Here is a 24,375-nt window from a genome sequence, read left to right on the forward strand (position 1 = left end):
CTTGACCGTCACCTCGGCGGGTGCGAGCCCTTGGGCCTCTCCCCCCGCCCGAGGGACGTCATGACCGCAGAGCTTGTCGCTATCCACCGCTACCCCGTGAAGGGGCTCTCCCATGAGGTGTTGGGAGAGATCGCGCTTCAGCCCGGCACATGGTTTCCCGGCGACCGCATCCACGCCATCGAGAACGGCCCCTCGGGCTTCGATGCGGCGAACCCGGAATATCGGCCCAAGACCGCCTTCCTCGTGCTCATGCGCGACGAACAGCTGGCCGCCCTCGACACGCGCTACGATCAGGCGACCTCCACCCTCACCGTGGCGCAGGACGGCAGGACGCTGGCCGAGGGCGACCTCTCCACGCCGGAGGGCTGCGCCGCCATCGAGGCCTTCTTCACCGCCTACATGGGCGATGACGCCAACGGTCCGTTGAAGGTGCTGAGCTCGCCGGAGGGGCATCGCTTCACGGATTCGCTGAAAGCCGGCTTCGTCTCCCTGCTCAATCTCGCCAGCGTGCGCGACCTCGAGACGCGCATGGGCACCACCGTCGATCCCATCCGCTTCCGCATGAACCTGCTGCTGGACGGCTGGGAGGCGGGCTCCGAGCTGGAAATGGCTGGCCGCGTCATTGCCATCGGCGAGACCGTGCGCCTTCAGGTGCTGAAACGCACGGTGCGTTGCGCGGCCACCAACGTGAACCCGGATACCGCACAGCGCGACCTCAATGTGGTGAAGGGGCTGGCGCAGGCTTATGGCCATGCGGACTGCGGCATCTATGCCAAGGTGCTGAGCGGCGGGACCATCCGGCCCGGCGATGCCATCCGCCTCGCAGACGGCGCCCCGGCGCCCAAACTTGCGACCCAGCCGCGCCTTCTTTAAGAGGCGCGCTAACGGTCTTGCGACCTCACATTTCCAAGAAGAACAGGCATTTTCCCATGGCCTCCGACACCAAGCCGAAAGCGCGCCTGCCGCGCGGCCTCGCCGATCGCGGTGGGGCGGAACTGGTCGCGACCCGCGCCATGCTGGAGAAGATCCGCGCCGTCTACGAGCTGTACGGGTTCGAGGCGCTGGAGACCCCCGCCATCGAGTACACCGACGCGCTGGGCAAGTTCCTGCCCGATCAGGATCGGCCCAACGAGGGCGTCTTCTCCTTCCAGGACGATGACGAGCAGTGGCTCTCGCTGCGCTATGACCTGACGGCGCCGCTGGCCCGCTACGTGGCGGAGAATTTCGACAAGCTGCCGAAGCCCTACCGCTCCTATCGCAACGGCTATGTGTTCCGGAACGAGAAGCCCGGCCCGGGCCGCTTCCGCCAGTTCATGCAGTTCGATGCCGATACGGTGGGCGCGCCCACGGTGGCTGCGGACGCCGAGATCTGCATGATGGCCGCCGACACGCTGGAGGCGGTGGGCATCGCGCGCGGCGACTTCGTCATCAAGATCAACAACCGCAAGGTGCTCGACGGCGTGCTGGAGGCTATCGGCCTCGGCGGCGCGGAGAATGCGGGCAAGCGCCTGATCGTGCTGCGGGCTATCGACAAGCTGGACAAGATCGGCGCCTCCGGCGTGCGCGACCTGCTGGGCGCGGGCCGCTGGGAGAACCCCAAGGACCAGAGCGGCGACTTCACCAAGGGCGCGGGGCTGGACGACGACGCCATCGACAAGGTGCTTGCCTTCGTCAATGCCGGCACCGGCACCGAGGGGTTGGCCAAGCTGGTAGACGTGGTGGGATCGAGCGAGACCGGCCTTGCCGGCATCGCCGAGCTGCGCGAGATCGCGGCCCTCGTGGCTGCTGGCGGCTATGACGACGGGCGCATCGTCATCGACCCCTCGGTGGTGCGCGGCCTCGAATATTACACCGGCCCGGTCTATGAGGCCGAACTCACCTTCGAGGTGAAGGACGAGAAGGGCCGCCCCGTGCGCTTCGGCTCGGTGGCGGGCGGCGGGCGCTATGACGGCCTCGTGGCGCGCTTCCGGGGCGAGCCGGTGCCGGCCACCGGCTTCTCCATCGGCGTCTCGCGCCTGCTGCATGCCCTCGCCCATCTCGGCAAGATGGAGAGCGATGCGGAGATCGGCCCGGTGGTGGTCCTGGTCATGGATCGCGATCGCGCCGCCGACTACATGGCCATGGTGGCGAAGCTGCGCGCCAACGGCATCCGCGCGGAGATGTATCTCGGTGGCGGCGGCATGAAGCCCCAGATGAAATATGCCGACAAGCGCAACGCGCCGGCCGTCATCATTCAGGGTTCGAACGAAAAGGACGCCGGCGAGGTCCAGATCAAGGATCTGGTGGAGGGCGCGAAGATCGCCGCCTCCATCGCCGACCATGCCGAATACCGCTCCGCCCGTCCGGCGCAGTTCTCGGTGAAGGAAGATGAGATGGTGGATGCCATCCGCGGCATTCTGGAACGCCGCGCCGAGCCGACGCTGGGGTTGGCGGACTGACCTTTACTCGGCCGGGGCCGGCGCCCCGGCCACCTTGGCCTTGCGGCCCAGCGCGACGACGGCCACCACCGCCACGGCGAACAGCACCGTCTCCAGGTCCAGCCGCTCGCCATTGACGGGCCACGCAAGCCCCACGGTGACGAAGGTCTGCAGCAACTGCACCTGTGCCACCCGTGCTACCCCGCCCATGGCCATGCCGGCGTTCCAGAAGAAAAAGCCGATGAACTGGCTCATCACGGCCACATAAAGGAAGCCCGTCCACGCCTCCCCCGGCACGGCGGAGATGTCCTGCGGTCGCAACAGGATCGCCATCGGCAGCATCAGCGGCAAAGCGAGCGCCAGCGCCCAGGCGATGACCTCCCAACCCTGCATGATGCGGGCAAGCCGTGCGCTCACCGGATAGCCGATGCCGCAGGCGATCACCGAGCCCGCCAGCAGGATGTCGCCCGCGCCAAAGCGGTCGAGCCCGCCATTGCGCGCGGCGAACGTCACCACCAGTCCCGCGCCCAGAAAGCTGAAGCCGAGGAAGGCCGCGCTCGGTCGTTCGCCCGCGAACGCCATGGCGCCGAAGGTGGTGGCGATGGGCAGCAGCCCCAGCACCACACCCGCATGACTCGCCGGAACGGTGGTGAGGCCGAAGCCCATGAGCAGCGGAAAGGCCAGCATCAGGCTGGCGATGACTATGAGGAGATCACGCACCGCGCCTTTGTGACCGCGCCACGGCACTCGTCTGCGGATCAGCAGCAGGGGCAGCGCCAGCAGCCCGGCCAGTGCGGCGCGGCCGAAGGTGATGAACAGCGGATCGAGCCCGCCGGTCAACGCGAGCCGCGTTGCCGGCAGCGTGGCACCGAAGATGACGATGCCAATGAAACCGAGCAGCAGGCCGAGGGAGACGCGGGACGATGGGGTCAAAATGGCACCTGACGGCCGGAGAGCATCCCGGCACGACCGGGCTACACGGCATTGCCGCCAGACAAAAACGAGAAGTGCTGATGTCATCCATTGGCGCGGGTGAAGAATGCCCGCGCGTTGTCCCTGGCGCCCTTGCGGCAGCGGCACTTCGTCCCGGTCTCGAGGGGCGTGCCGCGCGTTCCGGAACCGGGTGCGATTTCGCGAATATACGCTATGCCGGAAAGGCGCTTGGAGCCGTCCGGCGGGGTGGATATGGTGCCGGCCGAACCCGGCGCGTCGCGCGCCGCGCCACGAGGACAGACGATGCCCAATACCCAGCGCCCCGGCCATGAGGTCGATCCCAAGCTGCTGGAGATTCTGGTGTGCCCCATCACCAAGGGCCCGCTGGATTATGATCGCAGCCGGCAGGAGCTGGTCTCGCGCTCCGCCCGTCTCGCCTATCCCATCCGCGACGGCATTCCGATCATGCTGGCCGACGAGGCCCGCCGGCTGGACGACAGCGAACTGAAGCGCTGAGGCCTGCGGCCTCGCCGTCCCGCGTGGGGCGGGCGCACCCGGCCGTACTATCGCCTCTCGACAGCCGGGCCGGTCCGAACTAGAGCCCGGCCATGCGCTTTCCGACCCCCCTCGTCCCCGCAACCCTCGTGCGCCGCTACAAGCGCTTCCTCGCCGATGTGGTGCTGCCCGATGGGCGTGAAGTCACCGTTCATGTGGCCAATTCCGGCGCCATGCTGGGGCTGATGACGCCCGGCGCTCGCGTCTGGCTCGCCGACAAGGCGGGCGCGGGCCGCAAGCTGCCGTTCGGTTGGGAACTGGTGGAGGCGGATTTCGGCGCTGGTCCCGAGCTGGTGGGGGTGAACACCATGCACCCCAACGCGCTGGTGGCGGATGCCATCGCGAGCGGTCTGGTGCCGGAGCTTTCCGGCTATGCCCGCATGCGACGCGAGGTGAAATATGGCGTCAACAGCCGCATCGACATTCTGCTGGAGGACGAGGCCCGCCCGCCCTGCTTCGTGGAGGTGAAGAACGTCCATCTCATGCGCGCGCCGGGCGTGGCCGAGTTTCCCGATTGCGCCACGGCGCGCGGGGCCAAGCACCTCGGCGAACTGGCGGCGGAAGTTAAGGCGGGCCACCGGGCGGTGATGGTCTATCTGAGCCAGATCGCCTCCGCGCAGGAAATCCGTCTCGCCCGCGACCTCGACCCCGCCTATGGCCGGGCCTTCGACCTCGCCCATGCGGCGGGGGTGGAAGCCATCGGCCTCGTGTGCCGCATCGACGCGGAAGGCATTGAGGTGGAGCGGACCATTCCCATGCTCGGTTGAAAGCCGAGCCAAAAAGATCTTCCGGCTGACAGGCCGCTCGCTCAAGACTTTTTCGGCTCGCGAAAGGCCCCGCCGGTCAACCTGTCGGCAGTCCTTCCAAGGTGGCGTACGTGCCTTTCAACCCGCTTGCGGCGCGCGGGCGGCTGGGGCAGTGTCCGCGCCATGTCGAGCACCACGCCACGCCCCATTCTCCTGCCCGCCGACCGCCTTCAGGCGGCTCTCGAAGCCATCACCGCCCGCATCGGCGCGGCCTATGTGCTGACGGCGGACGCCGACACGCACGCCTATCTCGAGGAGCCGCGCGGCCTCTTCAAAGGCGTGACGCCCGCCGTGGTGCGGCCGGCCAACACCGAGGACGTGGCCTTCGTGGTGAAGACCTGCGCCGAGCTGGGCGTGCCGCTGGTGCCGCAGGGCGGCAACACCGGCCTCGTGGGCGGGCAGGTGCCGTTCGGCGCGCTGCTGCTCTCGCTCAACCGGCTCAACAAGGTGCGCGCGCTCGACGCCACCGATCTGACCCTCACGGCGGAAGCCGGCTGTACCCTGCACCAGATCCAGCAGGCGGCGGCTGACGCGGATTGCCTGTTCCCGCTCTCCATCGCCTCCGAGGGCACCTGCCAGATCGGCGGCAACCTCGCCACCAATGCCGGCGGCACCGCCGTGCTGCGCTATGGCAATACGCGCGAGTTGGCGCTGGGCCTCGAAGTGGTGCTGGCGGACGGACGGATCTGGAACGGCCTGTCGCGCCTGCGCAAGGACAATACCGGCTACGATCTGCGCAACCTGTTCATCGGCTCGGAAGGCACGCTCGGCATCATCACCGCCGCCGTGCTGCGCCTCTATCCCAAGCCCCGCAAGCGCGCCACCGCGCTGATCGGCGTCACCGACGTGCATCAGGTGCTTGCCCTGTTCCGCCGTCTGCGCACGGTGGCGGGCGATACGCTCACCGGCTTCGAATTCCTGCCCGACGTGGGCATGGAGATGGTGCTGAAGCACATGCCCGGCGCGGTGCGCGCGCTTCAGGGCCAGCACGCTTTCTATGCGCTGGCGGAACTCACTTCCACCCGGCAGGACGACGATCTCGGCGCCATGGTGGAAGGCGTGCTCGGCGAGGCCTTCGAGGCCGGCGAGGTGGAGGATGCGGTGATCGCCTCCAGCGAGGCGCAGTCGCTGGCTCTGTGGAAGCTGCGCGAGGATCTCTCGGAGGCCCAGAAGTTCGAGGGCGGCTCCATCAAGCACGACGTCTCGGTGCCGGTCTCCAAGGTGGCCGAGTTCGTGGAGAAGGCGACGCTGGCGGTGGAGGCCCACATGCCGGGCCTGCGCACCTGCGCCTTCGGCCATATCGGCGACGGCAACGTGCACTTCAATCTCAGCCAGCCGCTGGGCATGGACAAGCAGGCCTATCTGGACAGCTGGGAAGCCTTCAACCGCATCGTCCACGACATCGTGGTGTCCTACGGCGGCTCGATTTCGGCCGAGCACGGCATCGGCTTCCTGAAGCGCGAGGAACTGGTCCATTACAAGGACCCGGTGGCCCTCGACGTGATGGCGCAGATCAAGGCCGCGCTCGACCCCGCCGGCCTCCTGAATCCCGGCAAGATGCTGGTCGCCAAGGGCGAGTGAAGCACCGCATCCGCGTGAGGCGGCCTCGCCTCACGCCCGCCGCTGCCGCACGCCCATGGCGGTGACGATGGCCAGACAGAAGGGCACAGCCGCCGCCAGGAAGAGCATGCGCGGCATGTGGTGGTCCATGATGGCGCCGTACATGAGCGGTGCCAGCAGCGAACCGACATCGAACCCCGAATAGACCACGCCGAACACCTTGCCCGTGGCGCCCTTCGGGGCGGTGCGGCGCACCAGCACGTCGCGCGACGGCAGGGTGATGCCCAGCGACAGGCCGATGCACACCAGCAAGCCGCCAGTGGCCCAGGCGGGCTGCTGCCCGAGCGGGATGAGCGCGGCGAAAACCGCCGAGAGGGCAAGGCCGGTCATCGCCACGCGGTGGTGGTGGGTGGCCCGGTCGGCGACGAAGCCGCCCATCATCACACCGGCGGCGGTGGAGAGCTGGTAGACGGTCATGGCCATGGTGGCGAAGCCCACCGAGATGGCGAACCCCTCCTGCAACGCGGCGATGGCGAAGTTCTGGATGCCCACCAGTGCCATGGAGGTGAGGAAGAAATAGAGAAAGGCCAGCATCACCACCGGGGTGAGCAGCACCTTCATGAAGGAGGGCGGCGGCGGACCATCGGTCACATGGCCGTGGCTCGGGGTATGGAGCGCCGGGCGGATGAGGAAGAGCGCAACGGTGATGAGGAGGGCGATGCCGCCCATGCCCATGAGCGCCGCCCGCCAGCCGAAGGCGAGGGCGATGGCGCCCGAGGCCAGCGGAGAGACCGCGAAGCCGATGCTGGCCGCCATCACATGCACGGCGAAGGCCTTGCCGAGCCGTGCCTGCGGGATCCGATGACTGAGGATGGACAGGTCCGCCGGGTGGTAGACCGCATTGCCGAGGCCGGCGAGCAGCGCGAGCGGCAGCAGCATCCAGTAGCTGGGCACGAGGCCCATGGCGGCGATGGAGACGGCGTGCAGCACCATGCCGCCCAGCAGCAGGCGATGGGCGCCGAAGCGGTCCACGAGGATGCCCGCCAGCACCTGTCCCGAGCCGGAGGCCAGATAGAAGCAGGTGAGGATCAGCCCCAGCTCCGTGAAGGAGACGCCCAGTTCCTCGTGCATGGTGAGGAACAAGGGCGCGAAGGCGAGCTGCAGCAGGTGGCTGGTGAAATGGGCCGTGCCTACGGCGGCAATGGTCGTGGATTCGCGGGGCGGAGCGGACAAGCGGGCGGCGGCGACGGACACGGCGTTCTCCGGGCGGCCTTCGGCTTCCGATCCGGCGAGGAAGCGACGGCGCCGTTACGGCGCGGGCCTTAGATCTCTTACTATCTGTGTTTGTCCGCTGCGGAAATGCGCATAGGTCTGCCTTTTCGGCATGTCTCCTTGCGCGAGCCGCGCGCGGGCGCTCAGCCCGTTCTCATCCCCACCCCGCCGCAGAACAGGCGGGCGCAGTGCCGGGCCAGTTCCCCCCGGCCGGCGGCGTCGGTGTTCATGCGGCCCATCTGGTCGAGCAGGCCCACCAGCATGCGGGCGATGTGGGCGGCCGGAATGTCGGCGCGGAACACTCCGCCCGCCTGCTCCTGCGCGATGTTGGCCGCCACCCAGTCCACCATCAGCGCCTTGGTCTGCGAGCAGCCCGGCGGCTGGAAGAAGCCGATCTCGGTGAGCGCGCGGTCCTGCGCCATGAAGTCGAGGAAGCGGTGGAAGCTCTGCGCCACGCGCGTTTCCAGCTCCGCCTGCGGGATGGCGGGATCGATCAGATTGGTCAACGTGATCTGGCGCAGGTTGTCGCGGAACGCGGCGACCAGCGCCTCATAGGCCGCCTCCTTGCTCTCGCAATAGATGTAGAAGGTCGGCTGCGTGACCCCCGCCGCTGCCACGATGTCGCTGACCTTGGTGGCGTGATAGCCGTTGCGGGCGAATACGTTCGTTGCCGCTCGCCGCAGTCGCGCGCGGGTCATCTCGCCTTTCGTGGCGCTGTCCTCTCTGGCTGCGGCATCCAGCCTTTCATCCGTCATGTCCTGCGCTCACATTCCCTGGCGAGGCCGCATGCAAGCCTTGCGGCTCGGTGCCGGAAGGCTATCATGCGATAATATTACTCGTCAGTAATATGTTTCCTCAGGAGGCTCCTATGACCGTACCCGTCGTCGCGATCTTCGTGGCCAAGCCCGGCAACGAGGCGAAGCTGGAAGAGCTGTTCCGGGGGGTGATCGCCCCGACCCACAAGGAGAAGGGCTGCATCAGCTATCAGCTGAACCGCGATCTCGACGAGCCGCGCCGCTTCGTCTGGACCGAGGAATGGGAAAGCCGCGAACTGCTGGAGGCCCACCTCGTCTCGCCGCACATCACCGCGCTGTTCGGCCAGGTGCCGGACCTTGTGGAATCGTCACAGGTGATCATGCTCGGCGCCGTGGCCGGGGGTAGGGCGTGAAGCTCTACGTCTATGACCACTGCCCCTTCTGCACCCGCGCCCGGCTGGCGTTTGGCCTGAAGAAGCAGCCCTTCGACCTCGCCATCATCATGGAAGGCGACGTGGAAACGCCCACCCGGCTGGTCGGCAAGAAGATGGTGCCGATCCTGCAGAAGGACGACGGCACCTCAATGGGCGAGAGCCTCGACATTGTCGCCTACGTGGATGGCCTGTCGGGTGAACGCCTGTTCGCTGGCAAGGATGAGGCGGTGGACGCCTGGGCCAAGGACGCCTGGCCGCTGCTGCTGAAGCTGATCATTCCGCGCTTCACCAAGGGCGACTTCCCCGAACTCGCCACGCCGGAGGCCCGTGAGGCCTATCGGCTGCGGGAGGAGAAGGCGTTCGGCGATCTGGAGGCGCTGATGGCAGGCACGCCGGGCTTCATCGCGGAACTCGGCCCGAAGCTGGAGGCGCTGGCGTCGCTGCTGGAGGGGCGCACGGCGGTGTCGCTCAGCGACATCACGCTGTGGCCGCTGCTGCGGTCGCTTTCCATCGTGAAGGGGGTGAGCTTCCCGACGCCGGTCTTCGTCTACATGAAGCGGCTGGAAAGCGAAGGCGGCGTGCCGCTGCTGTTCGATCAGGCGATCTGATCCGGAAGGCCGGGCGGGGATATCCTGCCCGGCGCTCTGCCGTCCGAACTCAGTTCTTGTGGCGCCGGCTGCTGCCGCCGAAATAGCGCAGGGTCAGGCAGGTGATGTCATCAGCCTGCGGCGCCCCACGCTCGAACTTGCGAATGGATTCCAGCACCCGCTCGGGCGTGTCGGTGACGCTCCACTCCGCCGCACCCTGCTTCAGCAGATCGGCAAGGCGGGCGTCGCCATAGACTTCCTCGTCGATGTCGAAGGCTTCGGTGACGCCGTCCGTATAAAGGAAGATTGCGTCGCCGGGCGAGAGCGTGAGTTCGCCTTCCGCATAGACGAAGCCCTCCATGACCGCCACCGCCATGCCGCGCGTGGCGGGCACGATGGAGACCTCGTTGGCCTGCGTGATCATATAGGGCAGGTTGTGGCCGGCGTTGACGTAGGAGACCTTGCCGCTTTCGAGGTCGATGACGCCGTAGAACAGGGTCACGAACAGCATCTGCTCGTTCTCCTGCGCCAGCAGGTCGTTGAGACGCCGCACGCTGGTTGCGGGCGAGCGCTCGAACAGCGCCGTGGAGCGCAGCAGCGTGCGCGAGATGGCCATGAAGAGGGCCGCCGGCACGCCCTTGCCGGAGACATCAGCCACCACGAAGCCGAGCGTGTTCTCGTCGATGAGGAAATAATCGTAGAAGTCGCCACCCACCTCGCGGGCCGGTGTCATGTGGCCGTGGATGGCCACGCGCGGATTGGGTGGGAAGGCCTTGGGCAGGATGGCGAGCTGCACCTGCGCGGCGATCTCCAGTTCCTGCTGCAGGCCGGCCAGTTTGGTCTTGGTGACGAGGGCCTCGCGCAGTTCCACCACCATGGCGGACAGGCGGGTGTGCTGCTCCACGATGCGGCGGGACAGGTCATGCAGCACGCGCGCGACACGGCGCAGTTCATCCTCGCCCGCGCCGCTGTCGGTGTTGAGGAGGGCCAGCACTTCCTCGCGGTCTGTGGGGTCGATGGCGTCGGCCAGTGCCTGCAGCTCGGCGGAGATGACCACCTCCTGCCGGCGGCGCACCCGCTCGCGCTGGCGGCGGCTCTCGGCCAGCGCCTGCACGCTGGCGCGGAAGGCCACCACCGCCCCGGCGATGCGGCCGATCTCGTCGCGGCCCTGGCTTTCCAGCGTCACCGAGGTGTCGCCGCGAGACAGAGCCTGCAGCACATCGATGGCACGCTCCAGCGGCCTGAAGCTGTACCAGAGGAACATGTTGAGGCCGGCGATGCCGAGTACCGCCAGTCCGATACCGATGGCGATGCCCCAGTGGCGGATGGTCCGCGCCTTGGCCATGGCCTCGGTATTGTCCACGAGGCTCACCAGCGCGCCCACGGTGCTGCCGCTCACGTCCGGCACCGGAATGCTGGTGACGCCATAGATGCGCCCGTCGAGGGCGAGCGTGTCGCGCAGGGGCTGGCGCGGGGAAATGGTGAGATTGGCGGCCCGCCAGAGGTCCGCATTGGTGGTGGTGGCGAGCACGCCGCGCAGGGTGACGAGGCTGGCCGTGGCACCGATGCTGGTGGCGAAGCCGCGCACGGCGGCGTTGGCATCGAGGCCGAGGATGGCCACCCCGGCCTGCCCGTCGGCAAAGGCGATGCGGCGGGCGGCCACCACCAGCACCTGATTGCTTGAGACCTGGCGCAGGCCGGAGATCCGCTCGCCCACGAACACGCGGTCCATGCTGTCCGCATCCAGCAGCCCGCGCCCGGAGGGCACGCCGCGAGAGGCCAGCACTTCCCGGTCCTCCGCCACCACCTCGAACACCGCCGGCAGGCCGCTGGCGAAGATGTCGAGCCGGGCGAGGGCATTGGCGATGGCGGGGCGGTCGTTCTCGGGCAGGGCGCCTGCCGCGGCCAGCGCGTCGAGGCTCTTCTCCAGCGCGCTGGCCTGCACGGCCACGATCTCGCGCCAGAGCGCGGTCTGGCCGAGGATGACCACGTTGGAGAGGCGCTCCTCCTCCATCCGCTCGCGCACCACCAGCAGGCCGGCGAAGCAGCAGAGCAGCAGCAGGAAACCGGCCGCCACCAGAAGCGTGATGCGAGTCCGCAACTGCATCAGGCGCCCCGCTCGCTCTGGTTGACACGCACGGTGGCTTCACGCGGCGCGGCATCGCGCGGCATGGCCTCGCGGCGGATGCGTTCGACCTCGGGGCGCAGGCGACCATCGAAATCCACCGCCAGCAGTTCCTCCGCATAGGCCTGGAACGCGGCCCATTTGTCGCTCACCCGGCGGGTGCCGCGAGACAGGGCATCGAAAGCCTGAGCCACCGGCGAACGGCCGATGGCGGCATTGGGAGGTCCGGCATCCAGCTCGCCGGCCGCATTGTGGGCCAATGCCGTGGCGAGCCGGCGGCGACGGCGGTCCAGCGAACCACCGGCCACGTAGCCGGAGATGATACCGGCCAGCACGGCACAGACGAAGGCGGCAGCCGCTACCTGCAACTCCATGGCCTGGAAGGCGCCGCTGAAGGCGATTGGGCTGGTGGTCACGTCCACCTGTCCGACGGCGAGGCCATCCACGCTGATGGGCGCGCTCACCGTATCAGTGCCGGTGAGGGGGCCCACAGCGCTGCGCACCTCGCGTCCGTCCGGCCCGCGCACCACGATGCGGGCGATGCCGGGGGTCTGATTCAGGGTCTGCGACAGATAGGCCTCGACGCCGGGGATGAGCTTCAGCGGAATGCCGTAGCGCGCCGCCTTCTCGAACTGGGTGGACAGCGAGCGGGCGAGCGAGCCGCCGATGACGGACACGTCCCGGCGCGCGGCGTTTTCAACATTGGCCTTGAATTCCGCCACCAGCAGCATGCCACCCCCGCCGCCCACCAGAAGGGTGACGAGGAAGGCGAACAGGCCGGTAGCCAGCCGTGCGCGGCCGCGCACGGGGCCGTCAGATGCTGTCATCGAGGGCCTCCAGCTGCTTGAGGCCGGCGTCGATGCGTTCCTCGCTGCGAATCCAGGTGCGGCGGGCCTGCACGGAGAGCTGGGTGAGGCCCGGTGCTGGTGCCTGCGGGTTCTCCTCACCACGCAGGATGCGCGTCACCCGCCGGAACGGGCTGGTCATCACCGCAGCGAAGGCCAGGACAAGGCCGATAGCCACCGCGATGGCGGCGACGATGAAAGCCAGTGTTCGCCCGGAGAGGTCGAACAGCAGGCGTTCGTTGCGTGCCACCCCTTCACTGTCGGTGACGGAGACGGCGACCCCGCCGGCAAAGCCGAGGTCGTTGTCAAAGCGGGTGAGATAGATGATTTCGCCGTTGCCCGGCACCGACCAGATGCCGTCACTGCGAATCTGGGCCATCCAGGGGGCGGGGACATCCTCGCCCACGGCGCCACGGTCGGTGCTGTAGACGGAGCGGCCCTGGCTGTTGAACACGTCGATGGCCTGCACGGAGGGATCGGCGCCGGTCTCGCGCTCGATGCGGGCCTGCAAGGCGGACAGTTGGTCCAGCGTCAGACCGATGGCGAGATTCGCTTCGGTGGCGCCGCGCAGGCTGCCGAGCAGGTGTGACACCCGGGCGCGCTCGATTTCCGCGGCGACCTTCTGGCTCGCGACAAAGGCTCCCGCGGCAACCGCCAACAGGGTTGCGAGCAGGGCAATGGCGAGGACCAGGGCAAGGCGACTGACGAAAGTCATGATCAGACAATATTAGGCGGGCAGGGCGGACGTTAACGGCCCGTGTCACCGCTAACCAGAGCAAAAACCGGCCGCAAGAGAAAAATCATCTGCGCACCAATGTGCTTTTCATCGTAACTGGCGCCTGACACAGTGGGACGCCCGCCGAGCCTCGCCGATATGACCCGTACGACCGTTGTCCTCATCTCGCTGTTCGCCATGATCGCCGCCGCCTGCGTGGCGTTTGGCGCTTATTTCGCTTACGCGACGCTGCTGACCGCCAACCGGACAGCGGTTGAAGCGCGCTTTGCCATCACCGCGCAGCGCATCAGCTCCACGGGCGAACTGGCCAGCAGCCTCGGTATCGCGCTGGCCGCCCAGCAGACGCTGACCGAGCTGGTGCGCCGGGAAGCGCGAATCGATCCTGCCGTCCGCGCCATCGACGTGACCGACGAGCGCGGCCGGGTGCTGTTCAGCTCGGATCCTGCCCGCGTCGGGCGCGACGAAATGGCCCGGCCGCCCGACAGCGTGTCGCGTGTCATGGAAAATGACCTCGAAGCCCGCATCGGCCGGGTGATCGTTCATTACGATCCGGTGATTCTCGCCCAGGGCGCGAAGGCGCTGGCCGACGACCTGCGGGCCATCGCCATCCCGACGCTGGCGGCGGCGGCGGTGGCCACCATCGCCGTGGGGCTTCTGCTGGCCGCCGCTCTGCGCCGCTCGCTGCGGCGGGCGGCAGATCCGAACCAGTGGCCGGAGGCCGCCCGGGCGGCCCTTGCCAGTGTGGATGCCGCCCATGCCGCCGCCCTCACGGGCCATGCCAGCGCCAACCGGGGATTCTGATGATCGGGCTGCGGGGCGGCATATCGGCCGCGATCATCGTCATTCTGTGCGTGGCGCTCGGCATGATCGGCTGGGGCGCGCAACGGGCGGCGGTGCGTACCATCGTTCCCACCATCCTCGCCAAGGCTGAATCCGTGGGCCGCTCTGCTGCCGCGCTGGTCGAGACGGCGGTGGAGGCGGGTATTCCGCCGGAGAAGCTGGCCGGGGTGCCGGCCTATTTCGATGATCTGCGCCTTCAGAATGCGGAACTGGCCGACATCAGGCTGGTGCGCGGCAACGAGGTGCTGTTCCGCTCCGGCTCGGCACAGGATGTGAACTGGCCGCAGGTACGGGTGCCTGTGACGCTGGATACCGGCGCCACCGTCGCCGACGTGGTGATCTATATCGACCCGTCTTCCATCAACGCGCAGGTGGCGGCGGTGCTGATCGACGTCGCCTTCATCGGTGTGGTGGCGCTGCTGATTGCGCTGGAACTGGTGGCGCTGGTGGTGGGCGCGCGGGCGGTGAGCGTGCTGGCCGGTGTCGAAGCCCGGATCCGCGATCTGGCGCGCGGGCGGCTGGTGCGCCACGACGTCATCGCCGCCGACCGGCTGGTGGCGCCCATCGACCGGCAGCTCGACGCGCTCGCCACCCGCCATGCCTTTGCCCGCGCCGAGGCGCAGCGGCAGGGGGATGCGCATGCGCTGGAGGCTCTCGATGCCGTGGCGTCGAAGACCGGGCTCGGTGCGGTCCATATCGTCGGCAACCAGGCCGCGGCGGTGGTGCGCCCGGCGCTGTTCCTGTTCATGCTGGCAGAGGAACTCACCCGCCCGTTCCTGCCGCGCTACGTGCAGATGCTGGCCTCGCCCAGTCTGCCCTTCGGCCCGGATATCGCCATCAGCCTGCCCATCGTCGCCTTCATGGCGGCTGTGGCGCTTTGCCAGCTGCCGTTCGCGGCCCTGTCCGAGCGTATCGGGCGGCGCAACGGTTTCATGGCGGGTGCGGCGCTGGCGGCCTGCGGCTATGTCCTGTCCGCGCTGACCGGCAACTATTTCCTCTTCCTCGCCGCCCGCGCACTGTCGGCGGTGGGCTATGCGCTGGTGTTCGTCTCCGCGCAGGGCCATGTGGTGGACCGTTCCGCCCCCCATGAGCGGGCGGAGGGGCTGGCGGTGTTCGTGCGGGCGATCATGGTGGCGGCGCTGTGCGGGCCGCCCATCGGCGGCGTGATCAGCGACCGGCTGGGAGGCGAGGTGGCCTTCCTGTTCTCCGCCGGTCTTGCCGGTCTTGCCATGGTGCTGGCCGCCCTGAGCCTTCCTGCCTCGGAGCGCCGGGTGGGCGCGATTGGGCTGGCGCCGAGCGACCTCAAGGCGGCCATACTGGCGCCGCGCCTCGCCGCGCTGCTGTTCGGCTGCGCCTTCCCGGCCAAGTTCATCCTGGCCGCCTTCTGCTTCTATCTGATCCCGGTGGAGCTGCAGCGCGAGGGCTTCTCCTCGGCGGCGGTGGGCCGGCTGCAGATGATCTATCCGGTCATCATGGTGCTGGCGGTGCCGCTGTTCGCCGCGCTGGCGGATCGCTTCTCGGCACGCTCCGGCTTCGTGGCGGCGGGCGGTCTGCTGGCGGGGGCGGGGGCGCTTTTGGTTGCTTTCGGCACCTCGCCGGTGACCCTGGCTGCCGTGCTGGCGGTGCTGGGGATTGGGCAGGCCATGTCCATCGCCCCCCAGTCGGCTCTGGTGGCCGACAGTGCCCGCCATGTGCCGGGCGGGCGCTCGGCCGCCGTGCTCGGCCTGTTCCGGCTGGTGGAGCGCTCCGGCAATGCTGTGGGACCGGCTGCCGCGGGCTTACTTTTGGGAAGTGTAGGATTCGTAACTTCCATGATGACGGTTGGTGGCCTAGTGATCTTCGGAGCGGCGGCCTTCATCCTGTCCGGCCGGGCGGCATCCCGGCGCACATCCGTTTCCAACGAGGCGTCGGTACCATGACCAAGCCCATGCTCGATCGCCGGTCCCTGCTGTCGCTCGGCCTTGGTGCCGGTGCGGCCCTGTCTCTGCCGCGCGGCGTCTTCGCCGCGCCGGACAAGACCTTCAAGATCCTGATGCTCACCTTCCGCGGCGAGACCGAGGTGGAGCGCGGTTTCCGTGATCTGCTCGACAGCGCCGGCCTGAAGACCGAGATCGTCTCCCGCGACTGTAAGCGCGATATCACCAACCTGCCGGGGCTGATCGCAGACCTCGACACGCTGAAGCCGGACCTGATCTACACCTGGGGCACGCCGGTGACTCTGGGCGTGGTCGGCCCCTATGATTCCGCCGATCCGAAGTTCATCCGCAACATCCCCGTGGTGTTCGCGCTGGTGGCGGCCCCGGTGCAGGCGCGCATCGCGCCGAGCCTCGCCGAGCCCGGCCGGAACGTCACCGGTTCGGTGCATGTGGTGCCCACCGACGTGCAGATGAAGGCCATGCAGTCCTTCATGGATTTCTCCACGGTCGGCATCCTCTATTCCACCTCCGAGCAGAATTCGGACGTGATCGTCCGCGAGGTGAAAACCTTCTGCGACGGGATCGGCGCCAAGGTGCTCGCCCGTCCCTTCAAGAATGACGCCAACGGCCGCCCCACGGCGGAAGGCGTGGAGGAGATGGTCCGCCAGCTGCGCACCGATAAGGCGGATTGGCTCTATCTGCTGCCGGACACCTTCCTCGGCACCATCTACGACCGGGTGACACCGGCCGCCGCAGCCGCCGGCCTGCCCACCTTCGGCGCGGCGGAACTGGCCATCCGCGAGGGCGGGGCACTGGTGGGGCTGGTCAGCCGCTATTATTCGGTGGGGCAGCTTGCCGGAACCAAGGCGGTGGAGATTCTGGTCAACGGCCGGGCGCCGGGCACCATCCCCATCGAGACGCTGAAGCGCTTCTCGCTCATCATCAACATGCGCATCGCCAAATCGCTGGGCATTTATCCGCCCATCGCCATGCTGAACTATGCCGAACTGGTCACTGGGTGAGCATCGTCCCATGAGTTCAGCCCCGGCCGATCGGCCTCTCGACTGGCGGGCGCTCGTCCCGGCCGATCTCGACATCATCTACGCCCTGCACCGCGCCGCGATCGGCGAGGCGATCCGGCCGGAGGTGGTGAAGCCGGAGAGCCGCGACTTCTTCGCCGGGATTCTCGACGGGCGTGGCCAGATGCAAGGTGTGTTCGATGCCGGCGAACTGGTGGCCTATGGCGTGCTCCAGCGCGACCTGCCTGCCTATGACGATCCTCGCCCGCATATCGGGGCCCCCGCCGACGCAAGCGTGGCCAAGCTGGCCGGCGCCTCGGTGGCGTCCGCCTATCGGGGCCGGGGGCTGCAGCGAGCGCTGATCGCCGCTCGCGTGGGGCTTGCCCGCCCCGGCGATATCCTGTTTGCCACTTCGGCCCCGGCCAATCCGGCCAGCTGGATCAATCTTCTTGCGGAAGGTTTCGCCATTCGGGCGCTGGTGCCTTATTACGGAGGGCATCTGCGCTATCTGATGGTCCGCGATGGAAGCAGTATCGTGCCGGAAGCGACCCGGCTGGTGCTGCCCGATGATAGCGGGCAACAGATGGCGCTGCTGGCGGACGGATGGTGGGGTACCGCCGCCCGGCATGGGGATGAAGGGGCAGCGATTCTCTATGTATCCGGTCAACGAGGGACTTGAGGCGGTCAGTGACCGGACGGTGCTCGAGATCGATCTCGGGGCGATACGCCGCAACTGGCGGATGGTGCGGGACACCTTTACGGGCCACTCCGTCGGCGCCGTGGTCAAGCAGGATGCGTATGGCTTCGGGGCTTCCCGCATCGTGCCGTTGCTGGCCTCCCTGGGCTGCCGCGACTTCTGGGTGGTGAGTTTCGAGGAGGGCCTCGAAATCCGGGCCCTGTTGCCGGAAGCCCGCGTCTTCGTACTGCATGGTCTTGCCGGTGCACCCGTCGCCGAGTTCCGCGCCAACGCTCTGGTTCCGGTGCTGGTGGATGCGGCCGAGCTGCCGATGGCGCGCGCCGAAGCCGCCCGACGCGGCCCGTTCGACGTGGCGCTGCAATTCGACACCGGCCTGACGCGGCTCGGCCTGACGCTGGGCGACGTGCGGCGGTTGCGCGATGAGGCGGATGCCTTCGCCGGCCTCAGGGTGGCAGCCTATGTGACCCATCTCGCACGCTTCGCCGATCCATTCGCCCATCGCAATGTCCAGCAGTGGCGGCGGTTCCGGTCCTGGTCCTCCGTTCTGCCGGCGGCCCCCCTGAGCTTCTGCGCCTCAGCCGGCGTGTTCGGTGACAGCAGCCGGCACTGCGCGCTCGCCCGCGTGGGCAGCGCCATCTATGGCGTGGAAACCACGCCCGCCCGGCCGCAGCCCATCACCTTCGCCGCGCGCCTCACCGCCCCCATCCTGCGGGTGATGGATGTGCGGGCGGGAGTCGAGGTGGGCTATGGCGGCGTCTACCGCACGCCGCGCCCTAGTCGGCTGGCCCATGTGGCGGCGGGTTATGGCGACGGCATTCCCTTCTCGTTTCGCCATCAGGCCCATGTCCGGATTGGCGGTCGGCCGGCGCCCATCGTCGGCGGCGTCGCAATGAATCTCATGACCGTGGACGTGACCCATCTGCCGGAGGGCAGCGTCCGTCCCGGTGCCCGGGTGGAGTTTTATGGGCCGGATGCGCCGGTGGATCGGCTGGCGGCGGCGGCAGGCATCGCCCCCAACGCGCTGATGGTGCCGACCGCCCATCGCGCACACCGCATCTATCGTGACAGCGAGGCGACGCCGGTCGCCCGGCCGGCTGGGCACGGCGTGCTGGAGCAGGGGAAAGCGGCGGGGGACGCGGCGTGAGGTGCGGCCTGCCGGAGGGCAAGGCGGCAGGTTGTGGGTGGGCTCCTCTCTCCTTTGCCGGCGGGCAAAAGACCGATATAGCTTGCCTGTCCCGTGGCGCGCGTTCGCTCCCGGGCGGGTACAGCGCGTTGTGGTTCGGGGGAGGCTTACATGCTGACGTCGCGGCGTTGCGCCGGGCTGCGTCCCGCCGGGCGGGTTGAGGCGCCATGATCCCACCGCACGATCTCACCCCCACCGACAGCGTGGATGTGGACGCCTCCATCGAGGACCTGCCCCGTGTCGCGGAATGGCTCGCCGGCCTTGCCGAGCGCGATGGCTGGACCGACCGCATGCGTTTCGGGCTAGACCTCAGCCTGGAGGAAGCGCTCACCAACGTCATTTCCTACGGCTTCGAGGGGCTGCCGCAGGCGCCCCGCATCCGGGTCGATTATTTCCGCCTGCCGGAGGGCCATGCGGGCCTGCGCATCGTGGACAATGGCATCGCCTTCGATCCCCTGTCCGTGGCCGAGCCGGAAGTGGCGGAGTCGGTCGATAGCGCCCGCATCGGTGGCCACGGCGTGCAGCTCATGCGGCACTTCCTGACCGATCTGGCCTATGAGCGGGCCGGCGACGTCAATCTGTTCACGCTGGTGGCTGCGCCGATGGGCGAGGACTAGAGCCGGCTGTCACCCAACTGTCATGCTGCGTGCCTATCGCTCGCAGTCGTGGTGCCCGTCTTCTCGTGAGTTCCTGAAAACGTGTCGATCTTCGCTGAGCTTCTGGCCGGTCTGGGCCTCCTGTTCGTGGGCCTCAAGCTCATGGGCGCGCATCTGCAGCATGCCATGGGGCGCGAGGTGCGGCGCCTGCTGCGGGCGGCGACCGTCTCGCGGGTGAGCGCCTTCCTGTGCGGGGCGGTGGCGGGCGCCGTCACCCAATCCAGCAATGCGGTGACGCTCATCGCCGCCAACCTCGTGCGCGGCGGCGTGTTCCAGACCCGGCAGGCGATCCCGGTGGTGGCGGGTGCCAATGTGGGCACCTCGGCACTCGTCTTCATCGCCAGCGTCAATCTGAAGGTGGCGGTGTTCTATCTGGTGGGGCTGGTGGGTCTCGCCTTCCATCTTCGCATGGACAAAAGGGCGGGCTGGCGCGACTGGATGGGCGTGATGCTTGGCCTCGCGCTGCTGTTCCTCGGGCTCGACTTCATCAAGAGCGCGCCGCAGGAACTGGATCTTGCGGCGGCGGCGCAGGCGGTGGGCAGCCTGCTCACACCGACGCGGGGCTTCATTCTCGGCTGCCTGCTGGCGCTCGTCACCCAGTCCGCCTCCACACCCACCATTCTGGCGGTGGCGGTGGTGCAGGCGCGGGTGATGGGGCTGGAGGACGGCATGTTCCTCGTCATCGGCGCCAATCTGGGCTCCGGCCTCGCGACGCTGATTTCTGCCGGCGACATGAAGGGCGAGGGGCGGCAGCTCTGCCATGCCGCCATTCAGGTCAAAGCGCTCGGCTGCCTGATGGTGGGGCTCACGGCGGTGGCGGCGATGCTGTCGGGCGTGAACCTCAATCAATGGCTCGGCCATCTGGGGGGCGGCGAGCCGGCCTTCGTGCTGTCCATCGTCTTCCTTGCGCTCCAGCTTTCGGGGGCGCTGGTGGTGGTGGCGTTGGTGAAACTGAGCGAAAGGCTGGCGGTGCGCTTCAGCCCGCCCTCGCAGGAGGACCGCCTTTCACGACCGCACTTCATTCATGATCAGGCGGTGCGCGATCCCCCCACCGCGCTGGACCTCGTGACCCGCGAGACGGCGCGGCTGGTGACGCAGCTTCCCGCCATCCTGCCCGATCTCGACCGGCAGGATGGCGGCGAGAAGCCGGCCCGGCTGGCAGCCTGGAAGGGCGCGCAGGCCATCTCGGCGGCCACCGACCGCTTCCTCACCGAGCTGATCGATCAGCGCCTGACGCGCACCGATCTCGATCTGGCGCTGCGGGCGCAGGCGCAGGTGGAACTGGTGCGGGCACTGCAGGAGACGCTGCACGAGTTCGGCATGGTGGTGGATGGCTTCCGGCCCCCACCGCCGCTGGTCTTCAACCTCTCCGAATCGCTCCGTGCCGTGCTGCTGGTGCTGAGCGACGCCATGCCGGGCGAAAGCATGGAGCTGGATCTCGACGTGCTGGACACGCTGACTTCCGATCGCAGTGAATTGCTTGATCGCATCCGGCGGGATCTGGCGACCTCCTGCGCCGGTGGAGGCGAGGAAGCGCGGGCGCTGATGCGGGCCACCAGCCTGTTCGAGCGCGCGCTGTGGCTGGTGCGGCGGCTGTGCCTGGCGTTGCGTGCCCGCGCGAATGAGGATAATCCGCCGGAGTGGCAGTCCAGTTCCCTCACATCGTGATACGGGCAGGATGGCCGCGGGGCAGAGCCGAATCCGGTCGATGGAATGACCCGATCGGAAGGACCGCCTCTAACATGTTGTGAGAGAACGTTTTACCACTCGGATGGCGATGCAATCCGGCTGGACGTGCTCTAGAGTGAGCCACGTGCGCGGCGAAGCCGGCCCGCGCCAGAGGCATGAGGGACGGGTGCATGCAGATCGAGACCGAAGCCAGCGGTGAGGACACGGTGCTCAAGGTGAGCGGCCGGCTCGACACGCTCAATGCCAAGCCGTTCGAGGGCAAGCTGCTGGATGCCGTGAAGGCTTCCAATGGCGCCATCGTGGTGGACATGGCTGGCGTCGACTATGTGTCGTCCTCGGGCCTGCGCGCGCTGCTGGTGGCCGGCAAGGCCATGAGCCCGCACAAGCGCAAGCTGCGCCTGCGCACGCTGCAGCCGCAGATCCAGGAGGTGTTCGACATCTCCGGCTTCTCGGCCCTGTTCGAGATCAGCTGAGTTTCTGAACGCAAAAGGCCGCCCGCTGAAAAACGGGCGGCCTTTTCTGTGAGCCGGGGTGATGCCGCCGGTGGCTGCACCCCTATGCGCTGAACGTAGGCCCGACGTATGGCAGATGCCCGGCATGTCTCCCGGTCCGCCGTGCGAGCCGGGAGATGCGTCTGCTCCAGTGGTTCCTGGCCTTAGTGGCTCTTGGCTTCCACCTTGCCGCCCTGCACCTTGTTGTCGTGCACCTTGCCGTCGCCCAGTTTGTCGGAGAGGGCGAGGATCAGGCTCGATCCCACGAACACCACATGGATGATCACCAGCCAGGTCATGTTGGTCTGGTTGGTATCCGGGCCGAGGTTCATGAAGGCCTTCAGCAGCGAGATGGCCGAGATGGCGACGATGGAGGCCAGCAGCTTCTGCTTGAGGCCCGTGAAGTCCACCTTGGTCATCCACTCCGGCCAGTCGGGATGGCCCTCGGGGTCGATCTTCGAGACGAAGTTCTCATAGCCCGAGAAGATGACGATCAGCACGAGATTGCCGGTCAGCGTCAGGTCCACCAGCGACAGGATGCCAAGGATGACGTCGCTCTCGGTGGCGGTGAGCGAGATGCTGACAAAGTGGATCAGCTCGCGGCCGAACTTCACCAGCAGCACGAACATTGACACCACGAGGCCGAGATAAAACGGGGCCATCAGCCAGCGGCTGCGGAACAATGTGCCCTCGATGAGCCGCTCCAGCATCAATGTCTTCCCTTGCGTGCATGATTATGGCTGCCGTATCGGCAGTTGCTGCCTTTCCTTAGCATATTGCAGCGCAATGTCAGCGTGACGTCAGCAGGAAGTCCGGGATGACGGGCGGCTCACGGCCGCCCGCGGCACGTTCAAGCGCGCCTATTCCTTCACCGCGCCGGTCATGGACGAGACGTAATAGTCCACGAAGAAGGAATAGAGGATCACCACCGGCAGCGAGCCGATGAGCGCGCCAGCCATGAGCGATCCCCATTCATAGACGTCGGACCGCACCAGTTCGGTGAGCACGCCCACCGGCACCGTCTTGTTCTCCGAGGACTGGATGAAGGTCAGCGCGTAGATGAACTCGTTCCAGGACAGGGTGAAGGAGAAGATGCCCGCCGAGATGAGGCCGGGGATGGAAAGCGGCAGCAGCACCTTGATCAGGATCTGCCAGCGCGAGGCGCCGTCCACCAGCGCGCATTCCTCCAGCTCGTAGGGGATGGAGCGGAAATAGCCCATCAGCAGCCAGGTGGAGAAGGGCACGAGGAAGGTGGGATAGGTGAAGATGAGCGCCAGCTTCGAGTCATAGATGCCGAGCTTGAACACCATCAGCGCCAGCGGGATGAACAGGATGGAGGGCGGCACCAGATAAGCCAGGAAGATGCCCAGCCCCACCCAGCGCGAGCCCTTGAAGCGCAGCCGCTCGATGGCATAGGCCGCGAACACCGAGGCCACCAGCGAGATGGCGGTGGCGGCGAAGGACACATAGAGCGTGTTCCACAGCCAGTAGGGATAGGTGGTTTCGAATAGGAGATACTTGATGTGGTCGAGAGTCGGCCCCACCACCCAGAGCGGCGAGTAGTTGGCGTAATCGGTGAGCTGGTAGTTCGGCTTAATGGCGGTAATCGCCATCCAGTAGAACGGGAACAGCAGCACGAACACGAACACCAGCAGCGGCAGCATCACGGTGATGAGCCGGCGCGGCAGGCTGTCCAGATAGCTCATGCCGGCGGAATCGTCGGTGAGGCCCGACGTCTTTGCGCGCTTGGCGGCGCCGGTGTCGGCGCCGGGGGCGTGGCTGCTGTCGGTCATGGCGGCACCCGCGCGTGAGGGGGAGGAGGAGGCGGAATGGGTGGAGGTCATCAGTCGCCTCCCCCCTGCTGCCACTTGCGGCGCTGCAGGCCGAAGTAGGAGAACAGGATCGCCGAGAGCAGGAAGGGGATCATCGCCACCGCGATGGCCGCGCCCTCGCCCAGCTGGCCGCCGGGAATGGCGCGCTGGAAGGAGAGGGTGGCCATGAGATGGGTGGCGTTGAGCGGCCCGCCGCGCGTCAGCACATAGATGAGCTGGAAGTCGGTGAAGGTGAACAGCACCGAGAAGGTCATCACCACCGCGATGATCGGCGAGAGCATGGGCAGCGTGATGTAGCGGAAGCGCTGCCAGCCGGTGGCACCGTCCAGCGTTGCCGCCTCGTGCAGCGACTGCGGGATCGTCTGCAGGCCGGCGAGCAGCGAGATGGCGACGAACGGGATGCCGCGCCACACATTGGCTGCGATCACCGAGGCCCGCGCATTGGTGGTGTCGCCGAGGAAGTTGATGTTGTGATCAATGAGCCCGAGCTTGATCAGCGCCCAGGAGATCACCGAGAACTGCGCGTCGAAGATCCACCAGAAGGCGATGGCCGAGAGCACGGTGGGCACCACCCACGGCAGCAGCACGATGGCGCGGAAGAAGGACTTGAACGGCAGGTTCTGGTTCAGCAGCAGCGCCAGCCACAGGCCGAGCGCGAACTTCAGGATCGAGGCGCCGACCGTGTAGAGAATGGTGTTGAACACCGAGAGCAGAAACACGCTGTCATCGAACAGCGACTGGTAGTTCTCCAGCCCGATGAAGACGCCCTCGCGGCCGATGCGTGTGTCGGTGAAGCCGAGCCACACGCCGAGACCGAGCGGATAGGTAAGGAACAGCAGCAGGAAGACCGCGGCCGGCAGGAGGAACAGAAGTCCCAGAAGGTGGCGCCCCTGTCCGACCCGGGAGAGCCAGGACCGGAAGGAGCTGTGTGACGCCTGATGCGCCGCGATGTCAGCCATGAACCGAAATCTCCGAATGCCGCCTCAGGCGGGCTTGCGTCGGGACGTTTGGGGGCGGCGAGCTTTGC

Annotated in this window: 24 protein-coding genes; 15 read left to right on the forward strand and 9 right to left on the reverse strand. The window is 67.6% G+C overall.

The window, feature by feature from the left end; genetic code table 11:
* The first annotated feature begins 60 nt into the window (after window positions 1-60).
* A complete protein-coding gene (locus tag IEW24_RS27975; protein ID WP_188584209.1) occupies window positions 61-873 on the forward strand; it encodes an MOSC domain-containing protein in 813 nt (270 codons plus the stop codon).
* Window positions 874-929: 56 nt separating this feature from the next.
* Complete coding sequence (gene hisS, locus IEW24_RS27980) at window positions 930-2,438, forward strand: histidine--tRNA ligase (RefSeq protein ID WP_188584210.1); 1,509 nt, start codon at window positions 930-932, stop codon at window positions 2,436-2,438.
* A gap of 3 nt (window positions 2,439-2,441) precedes the next feature.
* Here the strand turns inward: hisS and IEW24_RS27985 are convergent, their stop codons facing one another.
* A complete protein-coding gene (locus IEW24_RS27985) occupies window positions 2,442-3,350 on the reverse strand; it encodes a DMT family transporter (RefSeq protein WP_244644715.1) in 909 nt (302 codons plus the stop codon).
* A 303-nt stretch (window positions 3,351-3,653) separates the two neighbouring features.
* On the opposite strand from IEW24_RS27985, the gene IEW24_RS27990 reads away from it, so the two are divergent.
* The 3 genes from IEW24_RS27990 to IEW24_RS28000 all read left to right on the forward strand — a co-directional run bounded on the left by IEW24_RS27990 (window position 3,654) and on the right by IEW24_RS28000 (window position 6,292).
* On the forward strand, window positions 3,654-3,866 hold the full coding sequence (locus IEW24_RS27990; protein WP_188584212.1) for a Trm112 family protein: 213 nt from the start codon (window positions 3,654-3,656) through the stop codon (window positions 3,864-3,866).
* 92 nt (window positions 3,867-3,958) lie between these two features.
* On the forward strand, window positions 3,959-4,672 hold the full coding sequence (gene sfsA / locus IEW24_RS27995) for a DNA/RNA nuclease SfsA (protein ID WP_188584213.1): 714 nt from the start codon (window positions 3,959-3,961) through the stop codon (window positions 4,670-4,672).
* 162 nt (window positions 4,673-4,834) lie between these two features.
* The gene (locus tag IEW24_RS28000; protein WP_188584214.1) at window positions 4,835-6,292 is read left to right on the forward strand and encodes an FAD-binding oxidoreductase; all 1,458 of its coding nucleotides are present in this window, start codon (window positions 4,835-4,837) and stop codon (window positions 6,290-6,292) included.
* 30 nt (window positions 6,293-6,322) lie between these two features.
* On the opposite strand, the gene IEW24_RS28005 is transcribed toward IEW24_RS28000, so the two are convergent.
* Together IEW24_RS28005 and IEW24_RS28010 are read right to left on the reverse strand one after the other, a co-directional pair.
* A complete protein-coding gene (locus IEW24_RS28005) occupies window positions 6,323-7,525 on the reverse strand; it encodes an MFS transporter (RefSeq protein ID WP_188584215.1) in 1,203 nt (400 codons plus the stop codon).
* A gap of 161 nt (window positions 7,526-7,686) precedes the next feature.
* Complete coding sequence (locus IEW24_RS28010; protein WP_188584216.1) at window positions 7,687-8,298, reverse strand: TetR/AcrR family transcriptional regulator; 612 nt, start codon at window positions 8,296-8,298, stop codon at window positions 7,687-7,689.
* Window positions 8,299-8,411: 113 nt separating this feature from the next.
* Here IEW24_RS28010 and IEW24_RS28015 point away from each other — a divergent pair, with 113 nt between their 5' ends.
* Window positions 8,412-8,711: a putative quinol monooxygenase gene (locus IEW24_RS28015; RefSeq protein ID WP_188584217.1), complete on the forward strand. Its 300-nt coding sequence runs from the start codon at window positions 8,412-8,414 to the stop codon at window positions 8,709-8,711.
* Window positions 8,708-9,340 carry a glutaredoxin 2 gene (gene grxB, locus IEW24_RS28020; RefSeq protein WP_188584218.1) on the forward strand — a complete coding sequence of 211 codons (633 nt, stop codon included), beginning with the start codon at window positions 8,708-8,710 and terminating at the stop codon, window positions 9,338-9,340. Before IEW24_RS28015 ends, grxB begins: the two co-directional genes overlap by 4 nt.
* 49 nt (window positions 9,341-9,389) lie before the next feature.
* Here grxB and IEW24_RS28025 read toward each other — a convergent pair whose 3' ends face one another.
* Genes IEW24_RS28025 through IEW24_RS28035 form a run of 3 tightly spaced genes read right to left on the reverse strand, consistent with a single transcriptional unit; the run spans window position 9,390 to window position 13,004 of the window.
* Window positions 9,390-11,426 carry a SpoIIE family protein phosphatase gene (locus tag IEW24_RS28025; RefSeq protein ID WP_188584219.1) on the reverse strand — a complete coding sequence of 679 codons (2,037 nt, stop codon included), beginning with the start codon at window positions 11,424-11,426 and terminating at the stop codon, window positions 9,390-9,392.
* The gene (locus IEW24_RS28030) at window positions 11,426-12,271 is read right to left on the reverse strand and encodes a hypothetical protein (protein ID WP_188584220.1); all 846 of its coding nucleotides are present in this window, start codon (window positions 12,269-12,271) and stop codon (window positions 11,426-11,428) included. The genes IEW24_RS28025 and IEW24_RS28030 overlap by 1 nt, the downstream gene beginning before the upstream one ends.
* Window positions 12,258-13,004 (reverse strand): hypothetical protein, encoded by a 747-nt coding sequence (locus tag IEW24_RS28035; RefSeq protein WP_188584221.1) that lies wholly within the window; start codon window positions 13,002-13,004, stop codon window positions 12,258-12,260. Before IEW24_RS28035 ends, IEW24_RS28030 begins: the two co-directional genes overlap by 14 nt.
* A 159-nt stretch (window positions 13,005-13,163) precedes the next feature.
* Between IEW24_RS28035 and IEW24_RS28040 the strand changes: the two genes are divergently transcribed.
* The 8 genes from IEW24_RS28040 to IEW24_RS28075 all read left to right on the forward strand — a co-directional run bounded on the left by IEW24_RS28040 (window position 13,164) and on the right by IEW24_RS28075 (window position 21,498).
* Window positions 13,164-13,826: a hypothetical protein gene (locus tag IEW24_RS28040; protein WP_188584222.1), complete on the forward strand. Its 663-nt coding sequence runs from the start codon at window positions 13,164-13,166 to the stop codon at window positions 13,824-13,826.
* Complete coding sequence (locus IEW24_RS28045; protein ID WP_188584223.1) at window positions 13,826-15,784, forward strand: MFS transporter; 1,959 nt, start codon at window positions 13,826-13,828, stop codon at window positions 15,782-15,784. Before IEW24_RS28040 ends, IEW24_RS28045 begins: the two co-directional genes overlap by 1 nt.
* The gene (locus IEW24_RS28050; protein WP_188584224.1) at window positions 15,781-16,803 is read left to right on the forward strand and encodes an ABC transporter substrate-binding protein; all 1,023 of its coding nucleotides are present in this window, start codon (window positions 15,781-15,783) and stop codon (window positions 16,801-16,803) included. The genes IEW24_RS28045 and IEW24_RS28050 overlap by 4 nt, the downstream gene beginning before the upstream one ends.
* A gap of 10 nt (window positions 16,804-16,813) precedes the next feature.
* Window positions 16,814-17,479 carry a GNAT family N-acetyltransferase gene (locus IEW24_RS28055; protein WP_188584225.1) on the forward strand — a complete coding sequence of 222 codons (666 nt, stop codon included), beginning with the start codon at window positions 16,814-16,816 and terminating at the stop codon, window positions 17,477-17,479.
* Entirely contained in the window at window positions 17,454-18,641 is a 1,188-nt protein-coding gene (locus IEW24_RS28060; protein WP_188584226.1) for an alanine racemase, read from the forward strand. The genes IEW24_RS28055 and IEW24_RS28060 overlap by 26 nt, the downstream gene beginning before the upstream one ends.
* 206 nt (window positions 18,642-18,847) lie before the next feature.
* Window positions 18,848-19,297 (forward strand): ATP-binding protein, encoded by a 450-nt coding sequence (locus IEW24_RS28065; RefSeq protein ID WP_188584227.1) that lies wholly within the window; start codon window positions 18,848-18,850, stop codon window positions 19,295-19,297.
* Between the two features lie 81 nt (window positions 19,298-19,378).
* The gene (locus tag IEW24_RS28070) at window positions 19,379-21,004 is read left to right on the forward strand and encodes a Na/Pi symporter (protein WP_188584228.1); all 1,626 of its coding nucleotides are present in this window, start codon (window positions 19,379-19,381) and stop codon (window positions 21,002-21,004) included.
* A gap of 191 nt (window positions 21,005-21,195) precedes the next feature.
* Window positions 21,196-21,498, forward strand: coding sequence for an STAS domain-containing protein (locus IEW24_RS28075; protein WP_188584229.1), 303 nt, complete (start codon window positions 21,196-21,198; stop codon window positions 21,496-21,498).
* Between the two features lie 182 nt (window positions 21,499-21,680).
* Here IEW24_RS28075 and IEW24_RS28080 read toward each other — a convergent pair whose 3' ends face one another.
* The 3 genes from IEW24_RS28080 to IEW24_RS28090 form a co-directional block, all read right to left on the reverse strand.
* Entirely contained in the window at window positions 21,681-22,226 is a 546-nt protein-coding gene (locus tag IEW24_RS28080) for a TIGR00645 family protein (RefSeq protein ID WP_188584230.1), read from the reverse strand.
* A 150-nt stretch (window positions 22,227-22,376) separates the two neighbouring features.
* On the reverse strand, window positions 22,377-23,222 hold the full coding sequence (locus IEW24_RS28085; RefSeq protein WP_244644718.1) for a carbohydrate ABC transporter permease: 846 nt from the start codon (window positions 23,220-23,222) through the stop codon (window positions 22,377-22,379).
* Between the two features lie 137 nt (window positions 23,223-23,359).
* Window positions 23,360-24,307 carry a carbohydrate ABC transporter permease gene (locus IEW24_RS28090; protein WP_188584231.1) on the reverse strand — a complete coding sequence of 316 codons (948 nt, stop codon included), beginning with the start codon at window positions 24,305-24,307 and terminating at the stop codon, window positions 23,360-23,362.
* Window positions 24,308-24,375: the final 68 nt, after the last annotated feature.

Origin of the sequence: Azorhizobium oxalatiphilum (assembly GCF_014635325.1) — a bacterium.
Classification (GTDB): Bacteria; Pseudomonadota; Alphaproteobacteria; order Rhizobiales; family Xanthobacteraceae; genus Azorhizobium; species Azorhizobium oxalatiphilum.